Annotated in this window: 6 protein-coding genes; all 6 read right to left on the bottom strand. The window is 36.8% G+C overall.

Annotated elements, in window-relative coordinates; all coding sequences use genetic code 11:
- Window positions 1-53: 53 nt before the first annotated feature.
- Window positions 54-4877 carry an amino acid adenylation domain-containing protein gene (locus KME09_26355; GenBank protein ID MBW4537464.1) on the bottom strand — a complete coding sequence of 1608 codons (4824 nt, stop codon included), beginning with the start codon at window positions 4875-4877 and terminating at the stop codon, window positions 54-56.
- 40 nt (window positions 4878-4917) lie between these two features.
- On the bottom strand, window positions 4918-8187 hold the full coding sequence (locus KME09_26350; GenBank protein MBW4537463.1) for an amino acid adenylation domain-containing protein: 3270 nt from the start codon (window positions 8185-8187) through the stop codon (window positions 4918-4920).
- A 79-nt stretch (window positions 8188-8266) separates the two neighbouring features.
- The gene (locus KME09_26345; protein ID MBW4537462.1) at window positions 8267-12922 is read right to left on the bottom strand and encodes an amino acid adenylation domain-containing protein; all 4656 of its coding nucleotides are present in this window, start codon (window positions 12920-12922) and stop codon (window positions 8267-8269) included.
- Window positions 12923-12937: 15 nt separating this feature from the next.
- Entirely contained in the window at window positions 12938-13975 is a 1038-nt protein-coding gene (locus KME09_26340; protein ID MBW4537461.1) for a TauD/TfdA family dioxygenase, read from the bottom strand.
- An 83-nt stretch (window positions 13976-14058) separates the two neighbouring features.
- Window positions 14059-18825, bottom strand: a complete 4767-nt coding sequence (locus KME09_26335; GenBank protein MBW4537460.1) for an amino acid adenylation domain-containing protein — start codon at window positions 18823-18825, stop codon at window positions 14059-14061.
- Window positions 18826-18889: 64 nt separating this feature from the next.
- Window positions 18890-19972, bottom strand: a complete 1083-nt coding sequence (locus KME09_26330; protein ID MBW4537459.1) for an LLM class flavin-dependent oxidoreductase — start codon at window positions 19970-19972, stop codon at window positions 18890-18892.
- Window positions 19973-20018 lie beyond the last annotated feature (46 nt).

The following is a 20018-nucleotide window of genomic DNA, read 5'->3' as shown; positions in this document are numbered from 1 at the left end:
GTTAGTTTGATGATTGTGATTAATTACTTGTAGGGGTGATTGGCTAATCGCCCTCAACTATCGAGTTCGGAAAGTAATAAATCTAGTTCGGCTGCATCGAATTGCATTTGGAGAAAGTCTGATGGGGTATAGCCTCCAGAGTTTGGAGATTGACAATGGGATATTAGCGATCGCAGTTTCTCAATAAATCCTTCAGCTAGTTGTTGCATGGTGGTTTCTCGATATAATTCTTGGCTATAAGTCCAATCTAGGAATAATTGACCATTGGCGATCGCACTATTAATTTCGATCGAGCAATCTCGATGTCCTCTCAGGCTTTGATTATCTCCAGTAGATTCGTTTGCAGGTTGAAATAAAGATGAATTATTAGTTATTTGGTCTATTTGCCCTAAATAGTTGAATCTAACTGCTGCTTGGGGCAAGTTTTCTAGCTTTTCTCTAATTGATGCGTCATGGCTTAAATAGCGCAGTACACCGTAATTAATCCCTCGCTGAGGAATACTACGCAATTGTTCTTTGATGGTTTTCAAGCTTTCCCCTGGATGAGAATTATTGCCTAAATCCAATAAAACTGGAAATATAGTCGTAAACCAGCCTACTGTACGCGACAAATCGATATTATCTAAGATATCCTCTCTACCATGTCCCTCTAGTTCGATTAACAAAGAATTACTACCCGTCCACTCTTGAAAAGCTTGCACTAAGGCAGTGAGTAAAACATCATTAATTTGAGTCTGATACGCCGATGGAACTTCCGATAACAGGGCTTGTGTCTCTTCTTGGGTAAGACTCACCGATAAAGTAACTTCGGCTGCTACGGTATTTTCACCGCGAGGAAAGTCTACAGGTAGAATTTTCAACTTATCTCTATGATCTGTTACCTGTAATAAATTCAGCCAATAATCCAATTCTTCGATCGCCGTTTCAGACTGGGCGTATGTTTGCAATTGTTCCGCCCAATACTTATAAGAAGTAGTCTTAGCTGGTAGTTTAACCGTTTCCCCTTGGCTTAATTGTTGATAAGCAGTGGCTAAATCTTCCAGTAAAATTCGCCAAGAAACCCCATCGATAATTAAATGATGAGCAATAATTAGCAATCGGCTAGATTGATGCTTACCTAGATCGAACCAAACAATTTTGATTAATTGCCCTTGACTTAAATTAAAACTAGCTTGTAATTGAGATGCGATCGCTTTTATTTTTTGTTTTTGCCGATCCTGAGATAGTTTTGATAACTGATAACTGATGATGTTATGCCCTTGTGGTACTGATAACTGATGACTGATAACTGAAACCTCGCATTGCCAACCAGAATTGTTTTCTACAAAATGCGATTGGGCGAAGCCCACGCTGCGCGATCGCAATACATCATGATGTTCCCAGAGATGTTGTATGGCTTGTTCTAATAACTTGGGATTACAATCATTTACTTCTAAAATTACTGATTGATTCCAATGATGAGAATCCGTAAATTGTTGGGCAAAAAATCGCTGTTGAATCGGAGTTAGAGGGATAACACCCGTAGCTAAAACTTGTTCTGCTGATTGGGTTGTAGTTGTATTAGTTGTATTGGCTACTGTCCCTAAATCGGCAATAGTTTGATATTGAAAAATCTGTTTCGGAGTAAGTTGTATACCTGCACTTCTCGCTTTAGCAATGACTTGCAGACTCATAATAGAATCACCACCGAGTTCAAAGAAATTATCGTGAATGCCGATATTGTCTACTTGTAGAACCTCCTGCCAAATATTGACTAGAGTAGATTCAATTTGATTACGGGGAGTTGCGCTTAATTCGCGATCGCTTGTTATTTTTGGTATCGGTAAAGCGTGGCGATCTATTTTGCCGTTAGGTGTTAAGGGGAAAGATTCTAAACAGACAAATTCCCCAGGAATCATATATTCTGGCAGCCTATCTTGTAAATAACTACGCAATTCCTTCGATGCCAGTGAAATATTATTTGCCCCGATCAGATAAGCAATTAAACGCTGACGATTATCATCTTCTTTAACTTCAACTACAGCTTGTTTAACTTTGGGATGTTGTTCTAGTTTGGTTTCAATTTCCTCCAATTCAATCCGAAAACCCCGCAGTTTTACTTGATGATCGATTCTGCCTAAAAATTCTATATTTCCGTTATGCGAAGCGCTACCCTTTAGGGTAGGGAGATAGCGGGCTTTGTCTCCTGTTTTGTATAATTTCAGATTTTGTAGGGGCGAATGGCCATTCGCCCTTACAGGATTTTTCAAAGGATTGGGGATAAATTTTTCGGCGGTTAATTCAGGCTGATTAATATATCCTTGCGCTAAACCTGCCCCACCTATATAAATTTCTCCTGGAATGCCAATGGGTACTGGTTGTAAATCAGCATCTAAGATATAAACTTGAACATTACTAATGGGTTTACCAATAGAATTAATCGGTTCTGTTTGTCGGGGACATAAATAATAGGTAGTATCGATAGTAGCTTCAGTAGGGCCATAGAGATTATATAATTCACAGTGTTTAAATTGGCGATAAAAACGTTGTTGTAATTCCCCAGGTAAATTTTCCCCGCCACAAAATACTCTGCGTAAAGATTTACAGTTATCGATTTCTTCTTCTAACAATACTCGCAGCATAGAGGGGACTAATTGTAGAATAGTAATCTGTTCTTGAATGATTAACTCAGTTAAATAACTCGGATCTTGATGTCCATCTGGTTTGGCTACAATTAATCTCCCACCTACTAATAAAGGTGCATAAAATTCCCAGACAGAAGCATCGAAACTAAAGGGAGTTTTTTGTAAAACTTTATCTGATGAATTTAAGGGTAATTCTGTTTGCATCCATAGCATATGGTTAGTAAGGGCGCGATGAGGAATCATGACACCTTTGGGTTTCCCCGTCGAACCTGATGTATAAATGACGTAGGCTAAATTCTCAGGAGTAACGCTATTAACTGGATTAACAGCAGAATTTTGAGCGATTTTGTCTTTTTCTCGATCGAGACAAATAATCTTGGCTGGAGAATTAGAGAATAAATCTAATAGCTTGGTTTGAGTTAATAAGACGGCTAAATTGCTATCTTCCACCATAAACTGCAAACGTTCTGGAGGATAGCTAGGATCTAGGGGTAAATATGCGCCACCTGCTTTGAGAACGGCTAGCAAAGAGACAACCATTGCTAAAGAGCGATCGCAGCAAATACCGACGATAATCCCTGGTTTTACGCCATTTTGTTGTAAATAGTGGGCTAATTGGTTAGCTTGACTGTTTAATTCTCGATAAGTTAACTGAGAATCTTCAAATACTACAGCCACAGCATCGGGTGACTTGACTACTTGTTCGGCAAACAGTTGATGAATAGATTTATCTAAGGGATACTCAGCTTGAGTAGCATTCCACTCTACCAGTAATTGTTGTTCTTTAGCTGTCAACAAAGGTAGTTGAGTAATAGATTGTTCTGGGTTAGCGACAATACCAGATAGCAACGTCTGAAAATGTTCACTCAAACGGCTGATGGTGTCAGGATTAAATAAATCGGTGCTATATTCCCAACAAGCCTTTAATTCTGTGGCAGTTTCTTCAATTAACAGGCTTAGGTCGAACTTGGTAGTTGTAGCTTCTATTTCTAAAGATTCCCAGGTTAAGTCTGGTAGTTCCATATTTGACTGCGGGGCATTTTGCAGCACAAACATGACTTGGAATAAAGGCGTATGACTCAGACTGCGATCGCTTTTTACTGATTCTATAATTAAATCGAAGGGTACATCTTGATTGGCATAAGCTGATAGAGTGCAATCTTTGACTCTGGCTAATACTGCTAAAAAACTAGGATGATCGGCTAAATTTGTCCGCAACACCAAAGTATTCACGAAAAAGCCAATTAAAGCTTCGACTTCTGTACGGTTGCGATTGGCTATAGGCGAACCGACTACTATATCTTCGGTAGCAGTGTAGCGATATAACAGCACTTTAAATGCTGCCAACAAAATCATAAATAAAGTACAATTTTCTTGCTGGCTAAGGTTTTTCAGGGCGTTCGTTAATTCGGGAGAAATTACAAAAGTTTGTTTTGTACCTCGATAAGATTGAATATGAGGTCGAGGTTTATCTAGAGGTAAAGGTAAAATTGAAGGAATATCGGCTAGTTGCTGTTGCCAAAAATTGAGTTGTTGGTTTAATACTTCTCCTTGTAACCATTGTCGTTGCCAAGTTGCATAATCGGCATACTGGATAGTAAGTTCGGGTAATGTTGAAGGCTGCTGATTAATTAAACTTTCATACAGCGTAACTACTTCACCCACCAAGATATCTGTTGACCAACCATCACTGACAATATGGTGCATGGTAAAGAGTAAGATATACTTTGCCTCATCGAGACGAAGTAAAGAAGTTCGTAGTAAAGGCGGTATTTCTAAATTAAACGGGGTTTGTGCCTCAAGATTAATTAATCTTCTTGCCTCTGTTTCTCTTTCCTTAGCTGGCAGGTTACTTAAATCGATAACTGGTAAGGTGATATTTAATTCTGGAGTAATTATCTGCGTTGCTTGTCCATCAATGCTAGTGAATTTCGTGCGTAAAATTTCATGGCGTTGAATAATTTGATTAAAACAACTTTCTAAGATAGGTACATTTAAACAACCCCGCAAACCCAAAGCAGAAGGAATATTATAAAAAGGATTATCTGGTTCTAGCTGTTGCAGAAACCACAGACGTTGTTGGGCATAAGAAAGAGATAAATTATCGTTAGTTTTACGAGGAGTAATAGTTTCTGTGGCAGATACTTCTATTCCTTCTTCTTCTAGCAAAAATGCTAATAATTCTAGTTTTTCGGCAGAAAAGTCATCTTGTAGATCTATTGTATTCATATTTCTGGTATTTTCTAAACTCATCTTCGTTTACCTGCGGACAACAATTACTCACGTAAAGGGTTTATCTTAAAGTTGCTTTAGATGTTGCTTTTCTCTGCTGAAGTAGTTGTTTTACTTGTTCTGGAGACATATTCTCTAGTTTTTTGAGAATTTGCGCTCTTTTTTCCATAATTCCTGGTTGGTTTTCCCTAATAATTAAAGTTTCGGCTAATTGGGCTACCGAAGGTGATTCAAATAAACAGCGTATCGGTAGTTCAATGGCAAAAGCTTCACGAATACGAGAGATAACTTGAGTCGCTAGTAAAGAATGTCCGCCTAAATCAAAGAAATTATCGTAAATGCCAACTCGTTGTCGCTGGAGAATTTTTGCCCAAATTCCAGCTAAAATTTCCTCGATCGCATTTGTCGGCGGAGTATAGTTATTAGTTGAATCGAATATTTCTGTCGGTATTGGTAAGGATTTTCTGTCTATTTTGCCGTTGGCTGATATAGGGAGTTGTTCTAGAAATACGAAAGCAGAAGGAATAGCGTATTCTGGTAGTTTTTCTCTTAAAAAGTTGCGTAATTCTGGTAAAGGTAAACGGCTGTTTGTTAGGGTAACAATATAAGCGACTAATTTTTGGTCTTCTAGGTTATCTTCTCGAAGAATAACGACATTTTCTTTGATTAAAGAGTGTTGATTTAATATTGCTTCAATTTCCCCGAGTTCGATACGAAAACCTCTCAGTTTTACTTGATTGTCAATGCGTCCTAAAAATTCAATGTTGCCGCTGGGAAGATAGCGGGCTTTGTCTCCTGTTTTGTAGATTTGTTGATTGTTAACTGTAAAAGGATTGGGGATGAATTTCTCTTTAGTTAATTCGGGACGATTTAAATAACCTCTAGCAACACCAACACCACCAATATGTATTTCACCAGGTACGCCGATGGGTAGAGGTTGAAGATGTCGATCTAATATATATATTTGCGTGTTAGCAATAGGACGACCGATCGGGATTATGTTTAAATTACTATCAGCACGGCATTGCCAGTAAGTAACATCGATCGCTGCTTCGGTTGGGCCATAAAGATTATGCAGTTCACTATTTAATCTGGCAAATCTGTCAAAAAATCTTTGTTGTAAGGCAACTGATAAGGCTTCCCCGCTACAAATAACTCGTTTGAGGCTAGTTAAGGTTTCTACTTCTGATTCTTCTAAAAAGACTTGCAGCATTGAAGGCACAAAATGTATAGTAGTAATGTTATGGTGCGATATTTGTTTGACTAAATAAGCACTATCCTGATGTCCTCCTGGTTTAGCAATTACTAAACGTGCGCCTGTGCTTAAAGTCCAAAAGAATTCCCAGACCGAGACATCAAAGCTAAACGGAGTTTTTTGCAAGACGGAATCATCAACGGTTAATTGATAGGCTTCTTGCATCCACAACAGACGGTTACAAATTCCTCGATGGGTATTCATCACACCTTTGGGTGTACCTGTAGAACCAGATGTGTAGATTACATAAGCCAAAGATTCAGGAGTAGCGTTATTAATCGGGTTATTGCAATCTTGTTGGGCTATGTTTTCCCAGTCTGTATCGAGACAGATAAGTTGTGCCTGATGAAAAGATAAACTAGCCCGTAAATGTTGTTGCGTCAGAATAAGATTTAATTCTGCATCTTCGACAATAAACTTAATTCGTTCTGAAGGGTAACTTGGATCAATCGGCAGATAAGCACCACCAGCTTTGAGGATACCTAAAAGTCCGATCACCATTTCCAAAGAACGATCGCAGCAAATACCGACGATAATCTCTGATTTTACGCCATTTTGTTGTAAATAATGGGCTAATTGATTAGCTTTGCTGTTTAATTCTCGATAAGTTAACTGAGAATCTTCAAAGACTACAGCTACAGCATCAGGTGTCTTGGTTACTTGTGCTTCAAATAGCTGAGGAATGCACTGTTGAAGTTTGTTTTCAGCAATTGTAGTTGAAGTTTGATTGAATGATAATAGTTGAGATTGTTCTGTGGCTGTTAATAGGGGTAAATCTACTAGCTTGGTTTGGGGATTAATTACCATTCCTTCGAGTAAGGTTTGTAAATGTCCCAACATTCTAGATACAGTAGCACGATCGAAACAATTAGTTTGATAAGCGATCGCAATTGCTAATTCTTCCCCTGGTATCACCGTCACTGTAAGAGGGTAATTGGTATAGTCAAAAGCGGTAACGTTCTCAATTGTTAAAGTTTCTTGCTGGTGTAAAACTCGATCTACAGGATAGTTTTCAAAGACTACGATACTTTCAAATAAAGGCAAGCCTCGCGGTACTTCACTCCAGCCTTGGATTTCTACCAAAGGACTAGATTCAAAGTTACGAATTTCTAATAGTTGAGTTTGTAGCTGTTTTAACCAACTAATTAGGGAATCTTCAGCTTCGATTTGTACTCGCACGGGTAGAGTATTAATAAATAATCCTACCATCGATTCTGCCCCAGTTAGGTTTGTAGGACGACCAGAAACCGTTACTCCATAAACTAGATCTGTTTCGCTAGTATAGCGGTTTAACAGTAATGCCCAAGCACCTTGAACTAAAGTATTTAAAGTTAAGTGATTCTCTTTTGCCAGTAATTGTAATTTTGCTGTAGTCGAATGAGATAACTTTAAGGAAAGTTCTCCTTGTCTTGCACTCTCTTCTTCTCCTAGTCTAATTTCCAAAGAAGTCGGATTTTTAACTCCTTGCAGATTTTTTCGCCAAAATTCTTGAGCGTTAGATAAGTCTTGTTGTTGCAACCAACCGATATAATTGCTATATGGAAGGGGATCGCTTAAAGCAAAAGATTTTTCTTGACACAAACTTTGATAGATCTCAAGGACTTCTTTTAAAACTAATGCTGTTGACCAACCATCTAAAATTAAATGGTGTTTACTCCACACAAAGTAATAATCATCTTCACCACGCTGAATTAAATGCCAGCGCATCACAGGTGCTTGAGCAAGATTAAAACCCTCTTGTCGATCCTTTGCTAACCAAGCTGCTAATTTTTGATCATTTTTAAAATCTGTTTCATTTCGCCAATCATGATGCTGAATACTAACTGGAACTTGTTTATAAACCACTTGTAGAGGTTTTTCTAGTTTTTCCCAATAAAAGCCAGTACGTAAAACAGTATGTCTAGCTACTACTTGCTGCCATGCTTGTTCAAAAGCCGTGACGTTAAGATTGCCGCGTAAACGATAGCAAAGCTGAATAAAATAAACTCCTGTTTCGGGTTCGCAGATGCTGTGGAAAAGAATACCCTGTTGTAGAGGGGATAGTTCGTAAATATCGGCAATATTTTCTTTATTCATCACTTTAATTATTGATTGCTAAACATTACTATTTATCAAAAAGCTTTAAGCTCTAAGCTCTAAGCTCTAAGCCCTTTATTTAATCCAAAGTTGCTAAAAATTGGTCTAATTGTTGTTGATTTAAATTGGCTTGGGGAAAGTCTGATGAGGTAAATTCTGTTCTTTTGGAGGATTTCTGGTGCATAAAATCTTTTAAGGTTTCGATATATGATTCGGCTAGACTTAAGACGGTTTCTTCTCGATGAATTTGAGAACTATAAATCCAATCTAGTTTCAATTTATTGTCAAGAATATAGCTATTAATATTAAATAAATAACGACGCTTACCTAATAAGCTACGGTTTATACCATCTGATTCTGAAGCTAATTTAAACCAATCAGAATTGGCTAATGTACGATCGAATTGTCCTAAATAATTAAAACAAATTTCTGCTTGAGGCATAGTTATTAAAGCTTGAGATATTGCTCGATCTTGGCTGAGATAACGAAGAACTCCATAACCGATCCCGCGATTGGGTATTCGACTCAATTGTTCTTTAATTGTTTTGATAACTTCATCATTTGAATTAGCTTTTTTGATGTCCAAAAGTACTGGAAAAATAGTAGTAAACCAGCCTATAGTCCGCGATAAATTTACCTCAGCAAAAATATCTTCTCGTCCATGTCCTTCTAAATTAATTAATAGTTGAAATTCGCCCGTCCATTGAGTAAAAGCTTTTGCCAAAGCAGCCAGCAAGATATCATTGACTTGAGTATGATAAGCTGCGGGTAATTTTTGTAATAGGGTTTGAGTTTCTCTTGCGCTGAGAGATACGGATACAGTACGGGCGAAAGATTCTGTATTGATACCATCTGCATTATCCACTGGTAAAGGCTTAATTTTTTGTCTTGACTCACAACACCAGTAATCTAATTCAGCCTTAACTTTGGCTGTTTGTGCATATTCTGGTAAACCTTCAGCCCATTGTTTAAAAGAAGTTGTTTTGGCTGGTAATTGTATTACTTTACCTTGATTTATTTGTGTTAAAGCAGTTTGTAAGTCCTCTAATAAAATGCGCCAAGAAACACCATCAATAATTAAATGATGAATAACAATTAATAAGCGTTTTGGTTGATTCTTACCTAAATTGAATAATCCTATTTCTATTAGTTTGCCTGCTGATAAATTCAAGCTGGATTGTATTTGGGTTGCTTTTTTAGCGATCGCAGTTTTTTGTTTATCTTCAGCAAGATCAGAGAAATCTATGATATTTAATGATATTTCTGGCAATGATTCAGTAATTTCACTTTGCCATACTTCAGCTTGTTGATTAAAATGCGATTGGGCGAAGCCCACGCTGCGCAATCGCAATACATCATGATGTTGTAATAAATGTTTAATTACTTCTTCTAACTGTTTTGGTTCAATCTTCTGTTTTAATTCTAATAAAATAGATTGATTCCAGTGATGGGGTTCAGGTAGATTTTGCTCGAAAAAGCTATGTTGAATTGGAGTTAAAGGCACTAAACCTTTAATTAAACCTTGTTCTGCCAGACTGTGATTAACTTGAACAACCTGAGCTAATTGAGCAATAGTTTGATGTTCAAAAATTTGCTTAGGAGTTAAACGCAAACCGATTTGATTAGCTTTAGCAATAGCTTGAATACTAATAATTGAATCCCCACCCAATTCAAAAAAATTGTCGTAAATACCAACTTTTTCTTGACCTAAAAGTTCTGCCCAGATTTTTGCCAAGGCCGTTTCTACTGGATTTAAAGGGGCAACAAACGCTGATGATTGTGAATTAATTGTCTCTGGTGATGGTAAACTGTTGCGATCGATCTTCCCATTAGATGTTAGTGGTAATGCCTTTAGTTTGATGAAATGGGAAGGCAACATATATTGAGGTAGTTTATTACTTAAAAAAATAGGTAATTCCTGACTTATTTCTGATTCAGAAACAAAATACGCGACCAGATATTTATGACTCAAATTTTCTTTTACGATTACGACTGCATCTCGTACTTGAGGATGTTGACGCACTACTGTTTCTATTTCTTCTAGTTCGATACGATAACCGTGTAGTTTAATTTGATTGTCGATGCGGCCTAAAAATTCAATCTTACCGTTCTGTAGATATTGGGCTTTATCTCCTGTTTTGTAGAGGCGATCCCCCCTCAATCCCCCCTTACTAAGGGGAGGCAGCGCGTTGGGCGGGTTTCCCGACTTGAAGCGCCTGCCGTGGGTAGGGGGGATCGAAATAAATTTTTCAGCGGTTAATTCAGGTTGATTGATATATCCTCTGGCAACATTACTACCACCAATATAAATTTCACCAGGGACACCAATCGGCATAGGTTGTTGATGTCGATCGAGAATATAAATTTGTGTATTTGGTAAAGGATTACCCAGTAGGGGCAAACGGCTGTTTGCCCTCCAACTTAGACGACTGTTTGCCTTAATTGGATCGATTTGATGAATTAATACCCCGACAGTAGTTTCCGTTGGGCCATAATGATTAAAGATTTGACAATCTGGGGCTAGTTTATGTACCTTGTCAACCAATTCCCAGCTTGAGGCTTCACCACCCAAAATTAAGCGTTGACGGGGTAAAAGTTTTTCGGCATTGGCGGATGTTAGTAAAGCAGATAGGTGCGAAGGAACAATTTTGAGACAGTCAATTTGATGCTGATTAAAATAATCGGCTAAAGCAAGAGGATCGCTAGTCTTGGACTCGGCAACAATGTGCAAACAGCCACCAGTACACAAAGCACCAAAAATAGAAGTATTACCCAAGTCAGCAGCGAAGGTAGAAACTGTAGCAAAACTAGCAGCTTCTGGTATGTTTAATTTAGCTAAAACACCACTGAGATAATTAACTATTTGTCGGTGTTCGATCGCAACTCCTTTGGGTTTTCCTGTCGAACCAGAGGTATAAATAACATAGGCGAGGTTGTTGGCTTTGGGAGGATAGAGGTTTGAAGGTTTAGGGGTAGATTGAAGATCTTGATCGAGAGAGATTATTGGTATTTTATTTTGAGTGGTAGCTACATCTAATTCGATTTTTTCTTGTAGGTGTTTTTGGGTTAATACTAGTGATACTTGAGCATCTTGCAATCTAAATTTTAATGCTTCGGAAGGTAAATTAGGTTCTAGAGGTAAATAAGCAGCACCTGCTTTAAGAATGCCCAGAATTCCAGTTACTATAGCTAAAGAACGTTCGACACAAAGGGCAATAATGGTTTCTGGTTTAACGCCTAAAGATCTTAAATGATTAGCTATTCGATCGGCTTGGTTATTTAATTCTTGATAGGTTAATTGTTCATCTTCAAAAATAACTGCGATCGCATTTGGTGTTTTGTTTACCTGGGCTTCAAACCAATGATGTAAGCATTGATGAGGAGGAATCAGAGGCTCGGTTTGATTAAATTTAATTAATAGTTGTTCTCTTTCTTGAGGACTGAGAATATTTAATTTATCAATCGCAGTTTTGGGATTATCTAGTACACTTTCTAATAAAGTTTTAAATTCCCAACCTAAACATTGAATATCTTCTTGATTGAATAAACTGGCATCGTAATGTAATTGAATTGAGAGAGACTCAGCATAAGAGTAACAAGCAAGTTTTACTTTAAAGCGATCGATGCAGGCTGATAAGTTTTGAATCGTAAAGGTTAAATAATTAAGCTGATATTTATTTATTTGAGAATTAAACTCAAAAGTAAAAGGCAAAGATAAATGATTAGGTGTTCCACTAAAATATTCTTGCCATTGTTTAATTTCTTCAATCTCTTGAGCTACTATATCTAATACTTGAGAGAAGGTTATGTCTTCTTCTAATTTAATATTGAGCGGAATATATTTAGCTAATAATCCAACAACTCGCTCTAATTCTTGATAATTTCTATTGTCAAAACAAGTAGCAATTGTAATCTGTTTATCTTCGCTTAACCGCCATAATAATATCTGCCAACAAGTCATTAATAGAGTAGCAACAGAAGTATCATATTTTTCAGCTAATTGCTTGATGTCGTTAACTAAATTAAGATTAAGATTAAGCTCAATAAATCTGGGAATAAATTCTAGTTGACCATCAACTTGTTTTTCTCTCGGCAGTTTATTAATAACCAAGTCAGATAAATTTTTAGCTTGCCAATATTGTTGACCAACTTCAGCTTCTGGTGCTGCTAATAATTCATTTTGCCAAGCAGCTAAATCGGCATATTGTAAAGACTCATGATCTATTTCTTTCGCTGCTAAATAATTTTGATACGCTTGACTAATTTCTTGGACTAAATTGTGAAAAGATACTGCATCTGCACAAAGCGCAGAAATCGCGATCGCTAGTATATTTTTTTCTCGCTCTAATTTAATTAAACTGGCATAAAAAACAATACCCTGTTCTAAATCGAATTCAGTTTGGTTGAGTTCAAAAATTATTGTTTCAAGTTTATCTTGCCGATCTGTTATCTCATAATTAATCAGGTCATAATACTTTAAGTCAAAATTATCTCGATTACAAATGATTTGAACGGGAACAGTTAAACCCGCGATCGCTTGAAAACCAGTCCTTAAGATTTCATTATTTTGAATAACTTTCTCAATCGCTTTTTCTAAAATTATTTGCTCTAAATTACCTTCAATTAAAATTGTCCCTGTAACTCGATAAACTTGTCTTTCTTTTGCTAAACATGATAACCAAAGATTTTTTTGTTGCGGAGAGATTTCAAATCCCGTAATAGTTAAACTTTCCATATTTAATCTTAAATGTTACGCCATTCCAACTAAAACTTTTCTCGAACCACTAAAAGGATTTCTGCCGTGAGCAAATAACATATTATCTAGCATTAAAATATCCCCTGTTTGCCAAGTAAAAATAATTGCTTCTTGGCGATAAATATCATTAATTTCTTCGATAATTGAATTTTCTATAGGTGTACCATCTCCGTAAAAAGCATTACGAGGTAAATCTTGTTCTGACATCATTGATAGTAAAGATTCTCGAACAGTTAAAGGTAAATTAGAAACATGAAATAAATGAGCTTGATTGAACCAAACTATCTCTTTAGTTATGGGATGAGTGGCAATAGCTTGGCAAACTTGACGGGTTTTTAAATGATTTTCGTTGAGCCATTCAAATTCAATTCCAGCCTGACGACAATAATTTTCTACTTCGACTTTATTGTTAGTTTGAAAAACATTTTGCCAATCTAAATCTAATCCCCTACCATAATTACGGACATACATAATTTGTCGATCAATAAATTTTTTCCGAATTTGCAGCGGAATTTTCTTAAATACTTCACGACTATCGGCAATTGGTGTTGCTCCATCTTTTGCTGCTGGCTGAATACAATAAAACCAAATCTTCATTGCCCAATTACGGGTATAAGACATCTCATTATGTAGAGGAATAAATTGTTCGGCGGGATATTCAGTAGAAGTATAAATTTTTCCGTTGACTAAAGTTCGGGGTGTAGAACGATAAGAATAGTCGAGTAATTCTCCTGAAATAGCCTGAATAAATTTCTCGAAATCTGTTTCACTGTTCAATTTAAAATTGCGAAATAGTAAAGCTCCATATTTAAGTAAATTACTTTCAATCCAGTTACGATTATTATCAGCCCAGGTTATTAAATCTAGTTCACTAATAGTAGGTTCAATTACTAAAGGCGATCGCCTATCCAAACTAATAGATTCTGTTTTGATTAAATTTTCTGAAGTAAAATTAACTGATTTTCTATTAATATTTTTTAGATTAATCATCCCTGTATTTCCTCTAAAACTAAGCTCTAACCCATTACCCATTACCTATTACCTATTACCCATTACCTATTACCTATTACCTATTACCTATTACCTATTACCTATTACCTATTACCTATTACCCATTACCCATTACTTATTACTTTTCTTTTAAATTTACTTAATTGCTGAATTTGCTTAGTTTTAAAGCGATCGCTTTGAGCTTTCTGCTGTTCTTGTTCAGTTTCTACAACAACTTGTCGTAACTCATTTAACTTAAGTTCTGGTTGTTTGAGAATTAAACTAATTAATATTTGAAATCTGGCTATCATAGTGGCGATCGCACCTTCAGAAAATAAGTCTTGTTTATATTCAAAAAAGCCTTTAATACCAGACTCAGTTTTAGTCAAATCTAATTTAAGATCGTGACGTACTATGCCACTTTCTACATTTAATAAACTTAAATTTAATCCTGATAGTTTAAGTTCAGCAGCAGGCGCATTTTGCAAGACAAACCAGACTTGAAATAAAGGAGAGCGATCGCGATAACGTTCTGGTTGTAATTCTGATACTAATTTCTCAAAAGGTAAGTCTTGGTGAGCATATGCATTCAAGGCAATTTCTCTAACTCTTATTAATAATTCTTTAAAAGTTGGATTGTCAGATAAGTCAGTCCGTAAAACCAAAGTATTAACAAAAAAGCCAATTAATCCTTCAACTTCACTACGATTTCGATTAGCAATAGGAGAACCGATTAAAATATCTTCTTGTTGGCTATAGCTATAAAGTAAGGTATTAAAAACTGTTAGTAGAGTCATAAATAAAGTGACTCCTTGTTGTTGACTAAAAATTTCTAGTTGCTGAGATATTTCACTAGTTAGAGCCAAATTATATTGCTTACCAATAGAACTTCCTTCTCGACAGGGTTTATCTATTGGTAATTCCAAGCTTGTTTTAGCATCCTGTAACTGACGCTTCCAATAAGCTAATTGATGATCTAAAACTTCCCCTTGTAACCATTGTTGTTGCCAGATAGCAAAGTCTCCATATTGAATTGGTAATTCTGGTAGTGGTGATAGTTTTCCTTGGCAAAATGCTGGATAAAGTGCCGATATTTCTTTGATAAATATTCCTGCTGACCAAGCATCGGAAATAATATGGTGCATAGTCACCAACAGCATATATTTCTCTGCTTCTAGCTGTAAAAGAGTCAGTCTTAATAAAGGTGCTTCAGTAAGAGCGAATGGTTGTTGGGCATCAATTTTTTCTAATTTTTGCACCTCTGCTTGACGTTCTGTTGCCGATAAATTTTGTAGATCTATAATTGCCAGAGAAATCTTGAGTTCGGAGCTAATTTTCTGAACTGGTTGATGATCGACTAAGACAAAATTCGTCCGTAATATCTCATGTCGTCTAATAATTTCGTTGATGCTCTTGGTAAGTGCTTCTAAGTTTAAAATACCTTCTATTAGTAAAGCATTAGAACCATTGTAAGTAGTAGAATCAGGTTCTAATTGTTGGAGTAACCATAGTCTTTGTTGAGCAAAAGAAAGCGGTAAATTACTATTTCTAGCAACTGGTTTTATAGGGATAAATTCTAACGAAGACTCGTTATTTATTGTCGTTTCTATACATTGGGAAAATTGCGCGATTGTTGGTGCAGAAAATAGTTCTCCTAAAGGAATTTCGACTTGAAAAGTTTTTCTTACCTGAGAAATTACTTGAGTTGCTAATAAAGAATGTCCCCCTAATTCAAAAAAGTTATCTTCAATGCCTACTCGATCCAAATTAAGAATTTGCCCCCAAATTCCTACCAGTATCTCTTGAGTAGTGGTATTAGCAGCAGTATAGTTCTCTTGACTCCCCATCGGTACGACATTGGCATGAGTTAAAGCACGGCGATCGATTTTGCCATTGGGGGTTAAAGGTAGCATTTCCATCGCCACAAAGGCATTGGGAATCATATATTCTGGCAACTGTTGGCGCAGAAAACAACGAAGTTCCCTAACAGTAGGTATGGTTTTTGAACCAAACACGATATAAGCTGTTAAGGATTTAGGCTGAAAGTCATCCTCCTGGGGGATAACGACCACTTCACCTACAGCATGATGTTGAGCTAAAACTGATTCAATTTCGCCGATCTCGATCCGAAAACCTCTAATTTTGACTTGGTGATCGATTCTGCCTAAATACTCAATTTTGCCATCCGCTAGGTATCGGGCTTTGTCTCCCGTTTTATAGAGGCGATCCCCCCTACCCACGGCATTCGCTTCAAGTCGGGAAACCCGCCCAACGCGCTGCCTCCCCTTACTAAGGGGGGATTGAGGGAGGATTGGAATAAATTTTGCTGCGGTTAATTCGGGACGATTTAAGTAGCCTTGAGCAACACCCATACCAGCAATATGCAGTTCTCCTGGTACGCCAATGGGTAAAGGTTGGAGGAGATCGTTGACTATGTAAAATTGTGTGTTGGCAATAGGACGACCAATGGGAATAGAGTTGTCGGTTAAATTTGGTTGTACGGGTTCAATCGCCGACCAAATAGTAGTTTCTGTCGGCCCATACATATTCCATAAAGATGCCGCTTTAGCAAGTAGTTGTTGCGCTAAGTTTTTCCTTAAGGCTTCCCCACCACAAAGTATTTTAAGGCGATCGCTACCTTGCCATCTTGCTTCTAAGAGTAACTTCCAGGTAGCTGGTGTGGCTTGCATGATTGTAGGGTTATATCGATTTAATGCCGATAGCAGTTTTTGACCGTCTAAAGCTACTTCCCGACTAACTAAAATCACTTTGGCACCGACTATTAGGGGGAGAAAAATTTCTAGTACGGCGATATCAAAGGATATGGAGGTAACGGCTAAAAGTATGTCTTGTCGATCGCATCCTGGTTGACAACTCATGGAAGTTAAGAAGTTAACCACCTGAACATGACCGATTTGTACTCCTTTCGGTTTTCCTGTCGAACCTGAAGTGTAGATTACATAAGCTAATGATTCTGGTTGGAATTTGGACTCGGCTGGAGTTAGGTTGTGTTGGGCGATAGTTTCCCAGTCTGTATCTAGTTCGATGGCTTTTAGGCGATCTGTAGCTAAATGTCCCCGTAATTTTTGTTGGGTAAGTATTATCTCCAGTTTCGCATCTTCTACCATAAAGTCGATCCGCTCTAGAGGATAAGTAGGATCGAGAGGTACGTATGCACCGCCTGTTTTGAGGACAGCCAAAAGGGCAACTACCACGAGCGATCGTTCTAAATAAATACCGACTAAAACATCTTTGCCTACTCCTAACTGTTGCAAGTAACCAGCCAACAGATTTGCTTGATGATCGAGTTCGCCATAGGTAAGATGTTTATCTTCAAAGACTACTGCTATTGCATCGGGTGTCTTAGTTACTTGTTCTTCAAATAACTGATGCAGACATAGATCTAATTGGTAATCTTTTTGAGTATTATTCCATTCAACTAACAGCTGGTTTCTTTCTGATGCTGTTAACAACGGTAAGCGATCGAGATTAGTATCAGGATTAGCGACAATTTCGGTTAATAAAGTCTGAAAATTTGCCAACATCCTTTGAATCGTATCCTCACGAAATAAATCGCTACTATATTCTAAAAATCCAATTAATTCTGCTTGAGTATCTTCGATATACAGTGTCAAATCAAATTTACTAATCCCATTATCTACAGGTAAAGGAGTTATTTCTAAATCGGGTAAGGTTAAACTTAATAGTGGTGCTTCTTGATAAATAAACATTACCTGAAATAAAGGATTAGTAGATGGCGATCGCTCTATATTTAATTCTTTAACTAACTCTTCAAAGGGCAAATCTGAGTGATTATATGCTGCTAAAGTTGTTGCTTTTACCCGTTGTAATAATTCGGAAAAACTCGGCTCGCCATCTAGATTAGTTCTTAAAACAATTGTGTTAATAAAACAGCCAATTAAATTCTCGATCTCAGTGCGATCGCGATTGGCAACTGGAGTAGCAACTACAATATCTGTCTCTTGGCTATAACGATAAAGTAAAGTCTTAAATGCAGCCAACAACAACATAAAAGTTGTTACATTTTCTTGTTTGCTTAATTCTTTTAGACTTTTAGTAAGTTTATTAGGAATAATAAATGTTTCTCGACCACCTCGAAAACTTTGTTTAGCAGGACGAGGATAATCTGTCGGTAATTCTAAAATTGGTGGTATATTTTTTAGTTGCTGTTTCCAGTAATTTAGCTGTGGTGTAATTTTGTCTTGAATAAATTGGTGATGCCAAAGAGCAAAATCTCCATATTGAATTGGTAGTTCTGGTAAAGTCGTAGTTTGATTATTAACTAAAGCTTGATAAAATGTTGCTAATTCCCGACAAAATATATCCCAAGACCAACCATCAGAAATAATATGATGCATAACAACCAGCATCAGATGTTCTTGTTCTGACAGAGAAATAATAATACTTCTGAGTAATGGTAATTTTTCTAAATTAAAGGGTTGCCGAGAATAGTTATTAATTATTTTTTGAATTTCAGCTTCTGAATCTTGTTTCAAATCTATAATGGGTACAGATATGCTTAATTCTGGAGCAACAATTTGAGTTACTTGCTCATTAATAGTTTTAATAGTAGTCCGTAAGATTTCATGACGCTGAATAATTTTGTTAATACTTTTTTCTATAGCAACAAGATCGAGATTACCTACAAGCTTAAATAAATTTAATTCATTATATAAAGGTAAGTCTGGTTGTAATTGATGTCCAAACCACAACTTTTCTTGCATTAGCGATAATGGTAAAGTATCTGATGCTTTTCTTTGAGAAATTGAACTTTTTGTTCCTAAGTTTATTTGTTTTTGTTTTAACCGCAACTCCAAAAGTTTCCTTTGCGCTGGAGATAGTGCAGCAATTCTTTTAGCTATATTACTCATGATAAATTAGTCAACTCAATAATATTGTCAGACTCGCTCTTATTTTTTACATCTGCGATCGCTTTTAAAAATAGCTTAAAGCTGAATATTGTCTAAGTAATTGTTTGTTTTGATATTCTTCTTTTAAATTCTTGAGTTTAGACAAGCTGTTCATCACCGAAGCAGAATCTAAACCAAAATCAATTAAGCAAGCAATTTCATCTACGCCAATTTGCTCTAGATGTTCGATTGTTTGACTACAAGTTTCTTTAGTGCCAATCATCACTCTTCCTTGTAGATAACGCTCAAAAGCAAAATCAAATAAACAGGTGCGATCGTCTTCAGTAAATGTATCTGAACTAACAGGAAAATCAATTTTTTCTGCCAATTTTTCAACTAAGCCAAAATGAGTTTTAATATAATTACAAAAAGGTTCTTTAACTTGGATTTTAATCGATTCTTCATCATCCCCAATAAAAGTATGGAGCATCAAAGCTACTTTTCCTTGTTGAGCATCATAACCATGTTCAGCTAAAGAATTACGATAAAGAGCTATTTGTTTGGCTAAATTATCGGTAGTTTCATACAGCAAAGAAGTTAAAACATTCGCGCCAATTTTACCAGCTTCAATAAAAGTTTCATTGGCACCGCAAGTAATCCAAATTGGGACTTGAGCTTGTATTGGTCGAGGAAAAGTTTGAATTCCTACAGGTTTTCCTGTTCCTCCTAAAAATTCGACTTTTTCCCCTTGCCAAAGCTGTTTAAAGACTTCTATTCCTGACCACATCGCTTGTCGGCGATCGCTATAATTATCTGGTTGCAATAAAAAATCATCCGCGTGCCAACCAGAAGCAAAGGATATGCCCACTCTACCATCAGAAAGATTATCTACTACTGCCCATTCTTCCGCCACCCTGACGGGATTTTGTAAAGGCATAACAACACTACCCGATCGCAGTTGGATATTTTTAGTTACTGTTGCTAAAGCAGCAGCTATGACCGAAGGGTTGGGATAAAGTCCGCCAAAAGGGTGAAAATGACGCTCTGGAGTCCACACTGCTTGAAACCCGTGAGTGTCTCCGTATTTAACTGTTTCGAGCAAGAGATCGTATTTATTTCTCTGGGTTGTCGATCCGTCTCCAGAAAAGTATAGTAGGCTAAATTCCATCTTAATACCAGGTTGAAATTGAATTTGAGAATGGGCAATAATCGGT

The organism is Pleurocapsa minor HA4230-MV1 (assembly GCA_019359095.1).
Classification (GTDB): Bacteria; Cyanobacteriota; Cyanobacteriia; order Cyanobacteriales; family Xenococcaceae; genus Waterburya; species Waterburya minor.
The sequence above is the reverse complement of the archived record's forward strand: the minus strand, read 5'-3'. Positions and strand labels throughout refer to the sequence as shown.

Coding starts and splice junctions, on each gene's coding strand:
- KME09_26355 (MBW4537464.1), bottom strand. CDS start 4,877: ATGAGTTTAGAAAATACCAGAAATATGAATACAATAGATCTACAAGAT.
- KME09_26350 (MBW4537463.1), bottom strand. CDS start 8,187: ATGAATAAAGAAAATATTGCCGATATTTACGAACTATCCCCTCTACAA.
- KME09_26345 (MBW4537462.1), bottom strand. CDS start 12,922: ATGGAAAGTTTAACTATTACGGGATTTGAAATCTCTCCGCAACAAAAA.
- KME09_26340 (MBW4537461.1), bottom strand. CDS start 13,975: ATGGGTAATGGGTTAGAGCTTAGTTTTAGAGGAAATACAGGGATGATT.
- KME09_26335 (MBW4537460.1), bottom strand. CDS start 18,825: ATGAGTAATATAGCTAAAAGAATTGCTGCACTATCTCCAGCGCAAAGG.
- KME09_26330 (MBW4537459.1), bottom strand. CDS start 19,972: ATGGAATTTAGCCTACTATACTTTTCTGGAGACGGATCGACAACCCAG.